At 64.6% G+C, this 11587-nt stretch carries 10 protein-coding genes; 1 reads left to right on the top strand and 9 read right to left on the bottom strand.

What is annotated here, in order from left to right; genetic code table 11:
• The 8 genes from AC1DVM_RS20475 to kdpF all read right to left on the bottom strand — a co-directional run.
• On the bottom strand, positions 1 to 815 hold an 815-nt coding region (locus tag AC1DVM_RS20475; protein WP_477257521.1), incomplete at its 3' end, for a KUP/HAK/KT family potassium transporter.
• Positions 816 to 1283, bottom strand: a complete 468-nt coding sequence (locus tag AC1DVM_RS20470; protein ID WP_477257519.1) for a hypothetical protein — start codon at positions 1281 to 1283, stop codon at positions 816 to 818. It lies immediately after the preceding gene.
• 156 nt (positions 1284 to 1439) lie between these two features.
• Complete coding sequence (locus AC1DVM_RS20465) at positions 1440 to 2132, bottom strand: response regulator (protein ID WP_477257517.1); 693 nt, start codon at positions 2130 to 2132, stop codon at positions 1440 to 1442.
• Complete coding sequence (locus tag AC1DVM_RS20460) at positions 2129 to 4810, bottom strand: DUF4118 domain-containing protein (RefSeq protein ID WP_477257515.1); 2682 nt, start codon at positions 4808 to 4810, stop codon at positions 2129 to 2131. The genes AC1DVM_RS20465 and AC1DVM_RS20460 overlap by 4 nt, the downstream gene beginning before the upstream one ends.
• A 22-nt stretch (positions 4811 to 4832) precedes the next feature.
• Entirely contained in the window at positions 4833 to 5453 is a 621-nt protein-coding gene (gene kdpC, locus AC1DVM_RS20455) for a potassium-transporting ATPase subunit KdpC (RefSeq protein WP_477257513.1), read from the bottom strand.
• A gap of 12 nt (positions 5454 to 5465) precedes the next feature.
• Positions 5466 to 7523: a potassium-transporting ATPase subunit KdpB gene (kdpB, locus tag AC1DVM_RS20450; protein WP_477257511.1), complete on the bottom strand. Its 2058-nt coding sequence runs from the start codon at positions 7521 to 7523 to the stop codon at positions 5466 to 5468.
• A gap of 10 nt (positions 7524 to 7533) precedes the next feature.
• Positions 7534 to 9243, bottom strand: coding sequence for a potassium-transporting ATPase subunit KdpA (gene kdpA, locus AC1DVM_RS20445; protein ID WP_477257509.1), 1710 nt, complete (start codon positions 9241 to 9243; stop codon positions 7534 to 7536).
• Positions 9244 to 9255: 12 nt separating this feature from the next.
• A complete protein-coding gene (gene kdpF / locus AC1DVM_RS20440) occupies positions 9256 to 9345 on the bottom strand; it encodes a K(+)-transporting ATPase subunit F (protein WP_477257507.1) in 90 nt (29 codons plus the stop codon).
• A gap of 193 nt (positions 9346 to 9538) precedes the next feature.
• On the opposite strand from kdpF, the gene AC1DVM_RS20435 reads away from it, so the two are divergent.
• A complete protein-coding gene (locus tag AC1DVM_RS20435; RefSeq protein WP_477257505.1) occupies positions 9539 to 9919 on the top strand; it encodes a DUF1194 domain-containing protein in 381 nt (126 codons plus the stop codon).
• 488 nt (positions 9920 to 10407) lie between these two features.
• On the opposite strand, the gene AC1DVM_RS20430 is transcribed toward AC1DVM_RS20435, so the two are convergent.
• A partial coding sequence (locus tag AC1DVM_RS20430; protein WP_477257503.1) for a UPF0182 family protein occupies positions 10408 to 11587 on the bottom strand: 1180 nt, incomplete at its 5' end.

The following is an 11587-nucleotide window of genomic DNA, read 5'->3' as shown; positions in this document are numbered from 1 at the left end:
AGACATGGCAGGACCATTCCCAGCCAGGCGGTCTGGATCGGACGCCGGCCAAAGTGGCCCATATCGGCATAGAGCGCCTCGGCGCCCGTCACCGCCAGGAACACCGCCCCGAGGGCAAACAGTCCCGCCATGCCATGGGTCGCCAGAAACGCGATCCCGTAAGTTGGACTGATCGCGGCCAGGATGCTGGGATCGTCTGCGATATGAATGAGCCCGCCGACCGCCAGGAGCACGAACCATACGGCGGTGATCGGGCCGAACCAGGCCGCGACCCGCGCCGTGCCATGGCTCTGGACCGCGAACAGACCGACAAGGATCACGAGGCTTAGAGGCAGGACGTATTGCTCGAAGGCGGGGCTGGCGACTGTCAGGCCCTCGACCGCCGAGAGCACCGAGATGGCCGGCGTGATGATGGCGTCGCCATAGAACAGGGCGGCTCCGACCATGCCCAGCAGGGTGATGGTGAGCACGTTGTGGCCCATGGCCTTCTGCGCGAGCGCCATCAGGGTCAGGGTACCGCCCTCGCCGTTATTGTCGGCGCGCAGGATGAACAGCACGTACTTGATCGTGACGATGAAGATCAGAGCCCACAGGATCAGCGACACGATCCCGAACACCATCTCGCGGGTGACAGCGCCGCCTGCGGCCGCGGCCGAGAGCGATTCCTTCAACGCGTAGAGAGGGCTCGTGCCGATATCGCCGTAGACGACCCCGAGCGTGCCGAGCGTCAGGAGCCAGAACCTGGATCGGTGCGGCGTTTCCGGCAGGGCCGTCGRCTCCGCCGGACGGGGCTGGCTTGAAGCCGTTGCGGTCATTTATCTCTCCACCTCACGGCCATTGGCGGCCGCTGCGGACCTCTCCAATCGCCGGAACACCGTGACATTGCTTGGACTGCGCCCTTGGGCCCTCTGGACCTGGGCCTGGACAAAGGCGCCGAGGATCGCGAGGGCCGGGTTGTCGTGCTGGAATTCGGCAACGTCTTCCACCCAGTTGCTCGCCAGCCCGCGGACGCAGATCGCGCAGTTCCAGCGGCTGTCATCGCAGGACAGCCGATGGATCGTCCAGTCGGGCAGCTCCCAGCCGATCAGCCAAAAGCCCAGGTCGACCCAAGCTTCGGCTTCGGACAGGCGCTGCACAAGAGCGTTGGGCTGGATGGCCGCTTTGAGCCGGGGACAAGCAGAATCCAATACGTCGGCGATGAGGCCGGCCTGGGGTTGGGAGGCGGTCCCGATCCGGGACAGGAGGGAGCGGAGGTCTCGCTCCGGATTTTGCTTCAGCCACATCTCGGTTGTCCGAACAAGTCAGGCCAACAACCGCGCTTCAAGGACGGCGATCCAGCCCAACCACTTGCAGAAGACATGGCCAGGGTCACATAAAAAATCGATTGGGAAGTGAGGGGCCCGATATAAAGGCCGCATAAAGATGCCGCTCGAACGGAGCTAAACCGTATCCAGCAGTCGGTAGCCGATGCCCGGCTCGGTGAGGATAAAGCGCGGGTCCGATGGGTTCGGCTCGATCTTCTGCCGGAGCTGGCCGACGTAGACGCGCAGGTACTGGGTGTCGCTCTCATGGGCCGCGCCCCAGACGGCAGTGAGGATCTGCTTGTGCGTCACCACCTTGCCCGCGTGCCCCGCCAGGAAGGCGAGAAGGTCAAACTCTTTCGGACTGAGAACCACCTCGCCCCCTTGCAACGTCACCCGGCGCCGGGGAATGTCAATTTCCAATCCTCCGACGCTGACGACCGGCGTCTCGCCCTTGCGCTGCATGCGGTGGCGCAAGGCGGTGCGCAGGCGGGCCATGAGCTCGCCCGTCCCGAACGGCTTGTTGACGAAGTCGTCCGCCCCGAGATCGAGGGCGGCAATCTTCTCGGCCTCGCGGTCGCGGGCCGAGAGCACGATGATCGGCACGTCCGACCATTCGCGTACCCGGGTGATCACGTCCTTGCCGTCCAGGTCCGGCAAGCCGAGGTCGAGCACCACCACGTCCGGCGCATCCGAGGCGATGCGCTTCAGGCCCTCGGCGGCTGTGCCGGCACTGATGGTCTCGTAGTCGTTCACCTCGAGGGCCGGCTTGAGGAAGCGGTGGATCGCCGGCTCGTCGTCGATGATGAGCACCCGCGTCGGATTGGTCATGGTCGCTTCTCCTCGAGGGGCAACCGGATCACGACTCGAGCGCCATGGCCATCATCCACAGGACTCTCGGCGGCAATCGAGCCGCCATGCGCCTCGACGATGCCCTTGGCGATCGCAAGYCCAAGCCCCGTTCCTTCGCCCCCGTCTCCGTTTCGCGCGCGGCCTCGCGCGAATTTTTCGAAGACTTTCGGAAGCAGCGCGGGCGAAATACCCGGGCCATTGTCAGTGACCGACAGCACGACGTATCCACCATTCTGTCGAGCCGCGAGGTCCACCTGCGCATCCGCTCCCGCATAGCGGACGGCATTGCCGACGATGTTTGCGAGTGCCTGATCGAGCAGGGAGGGATCGGCCCAAACGAAAGACAGCTCGGGGTCGACATCGAGCCGGAAGGCTTGCGTTGCGCCTCGTCTCTTGGCGAGAGCCACAACGCGGTCGAACGCCTCCCGTACGTCGACCCAATCGCGGCGGATCTCCAGGGYGCCGGCCTCCACGCGGGTCATCGCCAGCAGGTTGCGGACCATCCGGTCGAGGTGCTCCGCCTCGTCCTTCACCTGGCCCAGCAGATCCTGCCGGGCAAGCTCGGTAAGCTTCGGCCCGTAGTCGATCAGGCTGGTTGCAGCGCCGAGAATCGACGCGAGAGGCGTCCGGAAATCGTGGCTGATCGACGCCAGCAGCGTGTTGCGCACCCGTTCCGACTCGGCGGCCGTGTTGGCCGCCACGATCTCCCGCGTCAGTCGCGCCCGCTCCAGGGCGGCCGCCGTCAGCTCCGCCACTGTCTCGGCCAGAGTGCGGATTTCGGGATCGAGGGCGGATCCGTCGAGAGCGACGCCCATCACGCCGACCCGGCCATGGGAGGAACGCAATGGCAGGAAGAGCCAGCGCGCCGACGGCAGCGTGTCCGTCCCGGCACCAGCAGCTTCATCCTTCTCGTAGGCCCAGCGGGCCGCCGAGGCAGAGGCCGTATCGAGTTCGTCCTCCGGTGGCCAGGAGGCGGCCAGCTCAAGGGTGTCGCCTTGGGGCAGGAGGATCGCCGCGGGCCGGTTGAGATATCCACCCAGTTCGACAGCAGCCCCCTCCGCGACCGCGTTCGCATTGGGGAAGCTGGAGAGCCGGCGGGTGAACTCGTAGAGACGCCGCGTCGCCCGCGCCCGGCTGACGGCCGCTGCCGCCTGTTCGCGCGCCCGCCCAGCGAGGGCAGAGGTCAGCACGGCCGTGCCAAGGAAGATGAACAGGGCCAGCAACTCGTGCGGGCGGGCGACCGTGAAGGTGTAGACCGGATCGATGAAGAAGAAATTGTAGCCGAGGAACGACAGGATCGAGCTGACGACGGCAGGCCAGATCCCGAACCGGACGGCGGCGAATAGCACCGCCACCAGGAAGATCATCGAGACATTCGGCAGCGATACGACGGATGCCATGGTCTGTCCGACCGCGATCGCTCCGGCAACGGCGAACGCCGACCACAGGAAGGGCGTCCATCGCTGATCAAGCTTTATCGGCGGCAGTCGGTCCCGCCAGCGCGCCTTCCGGGTCTGCCCGTCCTTGGCGGTCACGACGTGAATGGCGATGTCCTCGGCGTAATGAACCAGCTGGTGCGGCAGCGAGCGCCCGACGAGCTCGGACCACCAGCCGCCCCGGGATCGTCCTACCACGATCTGAGTGACGTTCTCAAACCGGGCAAACCGCAGAAGCTCCTGGACCATGTCGCCGGCCACTAGCGTCTTGGTCTCGTCAGCGCCGAGCCGAGTGGCGAGCTGGAGCGCCTTGTCGATGCGCCGGCGCGGCTCGGGTCCAAGGCTCTCGGCCGGGCGCTCCACGGTCACGGCCAGCCAAGGCGCGCCTATTGCCTCCGCCAGACGCTTGGCGTGCCGCACGACCGCCGGGGAGATCTCGTCGGCGCCGACACAGACCAGGATGCGTTCGCCTGCCGCCCACGGCCCTTCGACGCCGCCGCCCTGCATCCGCTCGAGCAGGTYGCTGTCGATGCGCTCGGCGGCGCGGCGCAGCGCCATTTCGCGCAACGCCACAAGGTTGTTGGGGCGAAAGAAGTTGTCGACGGCGCGTGCCGCCGTGTCCTGAACATAGACCTTGCCTTCGGCCAGCCGCTTGAGGAGTTCGTCCGGTGGCAGGTCGACAAGGACCAGCTCATTCGCCTCATCGAAGATGGCATCGGGCACCGTCTCGCGCACCCGGACCCGCGTGATGCGCTGGACGACATCATTGAGACTTTCAAGATGCTGAATGTTCAGCGTCGTCAAGACGTCAATTCCCGCTGCCAGCAACTCCTCGATATCCTGCCATCGCTTCGGATGGCGGCTGCCGGGAGCATTCGTATGGGCGTATTCATCAACCAGGATCAGTTCGGGATGGCGTTTCAAAGCGGCGTCAAGATCGAACTCCTGCACCATCCGCCCCCGGTACGGAACGGAAAGACGGGGCATGATCTCCAAGCCCTGGAGCAGTTCCTCGGTTTCCTGGCGCCCGTGGGTTTCGATGAGGCCGATGATGACGTCCATGCCTTCCTCACGTGCCGTCCGGGCGGCCTGGAGCATGGCGTAGGTCTTTCCCACGCCGGGCGCCGCCCCAAGAAAGATCTTGAGGCGGCCGTGTCGCTCGCGGTTTGCCAGGGTGAGCAGCGCATCAGGCGAGGCACGAGGCATCTCGGTCAGGGCCATGAGGGCTTATGCCTCCATTGTCTCAGGATACATCACGCCCTCGTTGGGAAAAAAGCGCGTCGAGGGCCCGGTTGACCCGCAGGACGCTGACACGGGGTCCCCCGAAGATCCCCAAGGTTCGCCCTTCGGTCGAGGCCTCGATCGCCTGCCGAATTCGAGCCACCGGGAGGTTGCGGGCCGCGGCGATCCGGGGGGCCTGCGCCAAAGCAAAGGCCGGGGAAATGTGCGGGTCGAGGCCGCTGCCGGAGGTGGTGACGGCATCGCCCGGAATTGGCTGCGCCAACCCCGCCTTGCGCCAGGCCTCGGACGACGCTTTCAGGCGATCCGCCAGCTTCGCGGAGGTCGGCCCGAGATTGGAGCCGGTCGAGGCCGCCGCGTTGTAGGGCGCATCCACGGTCTTCGTTAGGTCTGTCGGATCGGCGGCGCTCGTGGCCGACGGGCGCGGCCAGAGATAGCGGTCGGACGTGAACGCCTGCCCGATTAGCTCGGAGCCGACGACGCGGCCATCCTGCACGACCAGGCTGCCATTGGCCTGGGCGGGGAAGACGAGCTGTCCGATGCCCGTGACGGCAAAGGGATAGGCGATCCCGGTCAGGGCTGTGAACAGCACGAGCAGAACGAGCGCCGGACGAAGATGGGACATGTCAGCTTCCTTTCAGGCCCAGCCAAACGCCGTGACGGCGAGGTCGATCATCTTGATGCCGATAAAGGGCACGACGAGCCCGCCGAGGCCGTAGACTAGGAGGTTACGCCGCAGCAGGGTTGCCGCGCCCAGGGGACGGTAAGAAATACCGCGCAGGGCCAGCGGGATCAGGGCGATGATGATCAGCGCGTTAAAGATCACTGCGGATAAAATGGCGCTCTGCGGCGTCGACAGGCCCATGACGTTGAGCGCGCCGAGCTCGGGAATGGCTGCTACGAACAGCGCCGGGATGATCGCGAAGTACTTGGCCACGTCGTTGGCGATGGAGAACATGGTCAGCGACCCGCGCGTCATCAGGAGCTGCTTGCCGATGCCGACGACCTCAATGAGCTTGGTCGGGTTGGAGTCGAGGTCAATCATGTTGCCGGCCTCGCGGGCAGCCTGCGTGCCGGACTGCATCGCGACGCCCACATCCGCCTGCGCCAGTGCCGGAGCGTCGTTCGTGCCGTCGCCGCACATGGCCACGAGACGTCCTTCCGTCTGCGCGCGCCGGATGTAATCGAGCTTGTCCTGCGGGGTCGCCTCGGCGATGAAGTCGTCGACGCCCGCCTCCGACGCAATCGCCGCCGCTGTCACGGGATTGTCGCCAGTGACCATAACGGTGCGGATGCCCATGCGTCGCAGCTCGGCGAAGCGCTCCTTGATGTCGGGTTTGACCACGTCCTTGAGGTGGATGACGCCCAGCAGTCGGTTTCCGTCTGCCAGCCCGAGAGGAGTTCCGCCCGAGCGGGCGATGCGGTCCACGGCGGCGGCGAAGCCTTGATCCATGACGGTTCGCCCGCTGGCGTCGCGTACGAAGCGGACCACGGCATCAACCGCTCCTTTGCGCAGGGACCGGCTGCCGACGTCGACGCCAGAGAGACGTGTCATCGCGGAGAACTCGATGAAGCGGGCATTCTCCGGCGACTGCTCGGGGGCTTTTACGCCATACCTGTCTTGAACCAGCGTGACGATGGAGCGGCCTTCCGCAGTCTCATCGGCTAGGCTTGCCAGGAGGGCGGCTTCCGCCGCCTCCCGCTCCGAAACGCCTGCAACCGGAATGATCTCGGACGCCATTCGATTGCCGAAGGTGATGGTGCCCGTCTTGTCGAGGAGCAGCGTATTCACGTCGCCTGCCGCCTCGACCGCCCGCCCGGACATGGCCAGCACATTGTAGCGGATGAGCCGGTCCATACCGGCGATTCCGATAGCCGAGAGCAGGCCGCCGATGGTGGTGGGGATCAGCGTCACGAGAAGCGCTACGAGCACCGGAACCGGGACGTCGGCTCCCGAGTAGCGCCCCAGCCCGGACAGCGTCACCACGGCGATCAGGAACACGATGGTCATGCCCGCCAGCAGGACGTTGAGGGCTATCTCGTTTGGCGTCTTCTGCCGTTCGGCCCCTTCGACGAGGGCGATCATCCGATCTAGGAACGAAGAGCCGGGCGCGGCTGTGATCCGCACGACCAGCCAGTCCGAGATCACCGTCGTGCCGCCCGTGACGGCGGAGCGGTCGCCCCCCGACTCGCGAATGACGGGAGCAGACTCGCCCGTGATCGCTGCCTCGTTGACCGAGGCGATGCCTTCCACCACCTCGCCGTCGCCCGGGATCAGGTCGCCGGCCTCGACGAGCACGAGATTGCCGATGTCGAGATCGAGCGCCGAGACATTCGCGTGCAGTTCCTTGCGCTCCGGATCGTACAGCCGCTTGGCGACGGTCTGGGTGCGCGCCTGGCGCAGGGTGTCGGCCTGTGCCCGGCCCCGCCCTTCGGCCACGGCCTCGGCAAAGTTCGCGAAGATCACCGTGAACCAGAGCCAGGCCGCGATCTGCCCGGTGAAGAACGCGGAGGCGCCTGTCACGACGTCACGGACGAACAGAACAGTCACCAGAAGGGCCACCACCTCAGTCACGAAGATGACCGGGTTGCGGATAAGATCGCCGGGATTGAGCTTCCTGAGGGCGTCGAGGACCGCCTGGCGCAGGATCGCTCCGTCGAACATCGAGATGGTTGGTTGAATGTGTTTGCTCATGGAGCACCCGTCAGAAGGTTTTGCCGGCCAGCATCAGCACCTGCTCGGCTATGGGGCCGAGGGCGAGCGCCGGGAAGAACTGGAGGCCGCCGAGGATCAGGATCACGCCGGTCAGGAGGCCGACGAACAGCGGCCCATGGGTCGGGAACGTGCCTGTCGACGCTTCGAGCCGTGTCTTCGCCGCCAGCGAGCCCGCGATGGCGAGCATCGGCACGATGTAGGCGAAGCGACCGAGCAGCATCGCGAGCCCAAGGGTCGTGTTGTACCAGGGCGAGTTGGCGGTCAGCCCGGCGAAGGCGGAGCCGTTGTTCCCGGCCGCCGACGAGTAGGCGTAGAGGATCTCTGACAGGCCACGCGGGCCGGCGTTGAGCAATCCGGCCAGGCCCTGGGGGATCACCGCGGCGACGGCCGAGAAACCGAGGATCGCGGTCGGCAGGATCAGGACGGCGAGCATCGCCATCTTGACCTCCTTCGCCTCGATCTTCTTACCGAGGTATTCCGGCGTGCGGCCCACCATGAGACCCGCCACGAAGACGGCGATGATCGCCATGAGGAGGATGCCGTAGAGCCCGGACCCGACGCCGCCCGGCAGGATCTCGCCGAGCTGGATCAGGAACATCGGGATTAGGCCGCCAATGGGCGTGAAGCTCGCGTGCATGGCGTTCACCGCCCCGCAGGACAGACCCGTCGTGACGGCGGCCCAGAGGGCCGACAGGACAAGCCCGAAGCGGACCTCCTTGCCTTCCATGTTCCCGTCGGCCGGGTTGACGCCCGCGGCGTGCAGCATCGGTGTTCCGGCCGCTTCCGCCGCATAGGTGAGGGCAATGCTCGCTATGAGCAGGACGCCCATGACCCAGATCAGAGCTCGCGCCTGCCGGTTGTCCCCGATGAGACGACCGAACGCGAAGACCACGGCGACGGAAATCACCAGCATCTGCCAGACCTGAAGGACATTCGCGAGCGCCGTGGGGTTCTCGAAGGGGTGAGCAGCGTTCACGTTGAAGAAACCGCCGCCATTGGTGCCGAGCTGCTTGATCGCTATCTGGCTTGCGACAGGCCCAAGGGCAATGGTCTGCTTCGCGCCTTCGAGTGTCGTGGCGTCCACCGAGGCAAGCATCGTCTGCGGCATTCCGAGCGCCACAAGCAGGATGGCCGTGATAAGGGACAGAGGCAGGAGGAGGTAGAGGGTCGAGCGGGTCATGTCGGCCCAGAAGTTGCCGACCGTCCCCGCCTTGGAGCGGGCGAAGCCCCGCACCAACGCTACAGCCAGAGCAAGCCCCGTGGCGGCGGAGAGGAAGTTCTGCACCGTCAGTCCCGCCATCTGCGAGAAGTGGCTCATGGTGGTCTCGCCGCCATAAGACTGCCAGTTCGTGTTGGTGACGAACGAGACGGCGGTATTGAAGGCGAGATCCGGCGAGAGAGCGCCGAAGCCCTGCGGGTTGAAGGGTAGGAAACCTTGCAGCCTCAGGAGCGCGTAGAGCAACGTGAACCCTGCCGCATTGAACACGAGCATGGAAAGCGCATAGACCCGCCAGCCCTGCTCCCAAGTTGGGTCAACGCCAGCCAGGGCGTATAAGCAGCGCTCGACGGGGCCGAGCACGGGCGAGAGGAAGGTGGGCTTGCCGGCATAGACCTTGGCCATGAAGGCGCCGAATGGCACCGCCGCCAGCAGGACGGTTGCGAGAATGACAGCGATCTGGAGCCAGCCGTTGAGTGTCATGGGGTTGGCCTCCTAGAAACGTTCTGGCTTGAGCAGCGCCAGGACGAGGTAGCCGCCGAGGCCCAAGGCTACGACGCCGCCGAGAAGAAGATCGAGGGGCACGGATGAGCCTCCCTCAAAGCCGCTCGGCCGCGCGAGCATACAGCGCCATGAGCGCGAAGAACCCCAAGCCGGTAAGGAGATAGACAAGGTCGTACATGACAACACCCTAAAGTGAGTGCTGATGCTACGGCTGATAGAGATCAAATCTCGATTGGGAAGTGCGGTCCCAAAAATAAAGGCGGTATAAAGACCGATGTCGACCGACACGAGAACGGCGTCCGGTGCGTTCTGCCCGGAAGGCCATCAGCGCGGTCGAAGCGAGCCTTCGGTCCGCTCCGGATCGAAGCTCGAGATTGCTGAAGGCGCTGTCGACATCTCCTACTCGATGGACACGGACGAGCAGGAGTTGCAGCGCGAGGGCTTTGCCGAGGCCTTCCGCTCCCCGCTCGTCCACGACGCGATCCGCCAGGGCATGCTGGGCCGGATCGGCGTCACCTACATGGAATGGGCCGGATCAGCGGACCAAAAGGTGATCGTCCCCAGGACGGTCCTCGACAACTCCGAGAGCCTGATGGCCTTTGCCGACCGGATCGCCTCGACTCCCTTGCGTCGGGCGCAGCGCACGTCGGTCTAGGGCGTCCTCGATARCAAGCTCATGCAAGCCGAACTGGACCTGCACCTTCCTCAAAAGGTCGAGGCTGGGCTCGTGCAGGCCGATCCAGACCACGTGCCCCGGCTTGCGCGACCAATCCCCTGTCTCGTAGATGGGGATATCGGCCACGCGGCGACCATCGGCATACGCCGCCGAGGCGACGACACCGGGGCTGCTGGTGGGCTGGGCCGGAATGAGCTTGAGTGAGTTCGTCATGATCCATCAACGTCCAGGGCACCCGTCCAGTGCCCGAACGAGAGACAGGCGACTGGTGGGTTGGATGAAGCCGTAATCCATATTCGACGGATCGTATCAGGCGCCCGCAACAGGCGAAGCGCAACGTCCGCACCGGGTCAATGAGAGACGAACAGCGGGGTGGGTGAAGGCCGCCCTCATCTTTCTCAGACCCTGCATGTTGACCAACCACGAGGCGGACCGTGCCTGCCGGGCAAGTGGGTACCGTCGACGGTCTAGCGATCGTCTGGGGCCTTGCTGGAGCGCTCAAGCGCCAATCGCAGCTCTTCCAGCTCCGCCCCAAAACCCTGCCAGTCTCCTGCCTTCAGCCTCTCCATCGCCTGTTTGTAATGGATGAGCGCCTCCCGGGCTCGCTCAGCCTCGGGGTGAATGACCGTGTGTTGGGGGAGCGCCGCCGCACGCTGTGAGGCCTGGGCAGAAGGCTCGGCGAAGATTGCCGCCAGCGCGTGCGTGAGCGTCTCCTCCATAACGACGTGGTCGCCATAGGCGGCGATCACCCGCTTGAGTTCCGGTATTTGTCCTGTTGCGGCGCGCAAATACAATGGGGATACGTATAGGATCGAGTTCTCAACCGGAATGACGTGAAGGTTCCCGCGGATGACCCGCGAGCCTAGTTGGTTCCACAGCGAGAGTTGCTGCGATATGGCTGTATTCTGGTTGATGCGAGCCTCAATCTGGAACGGGCCGTAAACGAGCTTGTCTTTGGGAAACTCGTAGACGATCAACTCGCCGTAATGAGGCGGATCGCACCGGGCTGCCAACCAAGCGATCATGTTCTCCCGCTGGCTCGGCACCATCGGCAGCATCAGGATATTCTCGGCCTCCCTCTCGCCCGGCAGGCGCATGATCATGTAATAGGGCGTCATCATCGCAGTGCCGCCCTCCGATGGTTGGCGGGGAAACTGCCAGAGATCTTCCCGATTATAAAACACTTCCGGGGCTTCCATGTGATAGGCTTCGTATGTGTGCGCTTGGATAAGGAAGAGATCCTCCGGGTATCGCATATGCTTCTGCAAGTCCTGCGGCATGGCCGCGAAGGCTTTGAACAGGCGCGGGAAGATGCGTTGATAGGTTGCGGCAATCGGATCTGAGGGATCCGTCAGGTACAAGTCGACAGACCCATTATAGGCGTCAATGATCACCTTGACGGAATTGCGAATGTAATTGAGCCCGGCGCCTCGGTCATAGGCGCTGGCGTATGGAAAGTAGTCGCTCGTCGTATACGCATCCTGCACCCAGAAAAGGCGGCCATCGCTGACTACAAGATAGGGGTTGCGGTCGAGACGGAGGAATGGAGCAATTGTCTCTACCCGCTCTTTGATATTCCGACGGAACATGATCCGGCTTTCGTCGGTGACGTAGCTGCTGATCAGGATGTTCGGATCGCCAAAATAC

Source organism: Microvirga sp. P4_A5, assembly GCF_056402495.1.
Note: the sequence above shows the minus strand (reverse complement) of the source record. Positions and strands in the feature narration are given on the sequence as shown.

What these genes read in the sequence shown, in the direction of transcription:
- AC1DVM_RS20470 (WP_477257519.1), bottom strand. Translation starts at nt 1,283, where the DNA reads ATGTGGCTGAAGCAAAATCCGGAGCGAGACCTCCGCTCCCTCCTGTCC.
- kdpA (WP_477257509.1), bottom strand. Translation starts at nt 9,243, where the DNA reads ATGACACTCAACGGCTGGCTCCAGATCGCTGTCATTCTCGCAACCGTC.
- AC1DVM_RS20465 (WP_477257517.1), bottom strand. Translation starts at nt 2,132, where the DNA reads ATGACCAATCCGACGCGGGTGCTCATCATCGACGACGAGCCGGCGATC.
- kdpC (WP_477257513.1), bottom strand. Translation starts at nt 5,453, where the DNA reads ATGTCCCATCTTCGTCCGGCGCTCGTTCTGCTCGTGCTGTTCACAGCC.
- kdpB (WP_477257511.1), bottom strand. Translation starts at nt 7,523, where the DNA reads ATGAGCAAACACATTCAACCAACCATCTCGATGTTCGACGGAGCGATC.
- AC1DVM_RS20435 (WP_477257505.1), top strand. Translation starts at nt 9,539, where the DNA reads ATGTCGACCGACACGAGAACGGCGTCCGGTGCGTTCTGCCCGGAAGGC.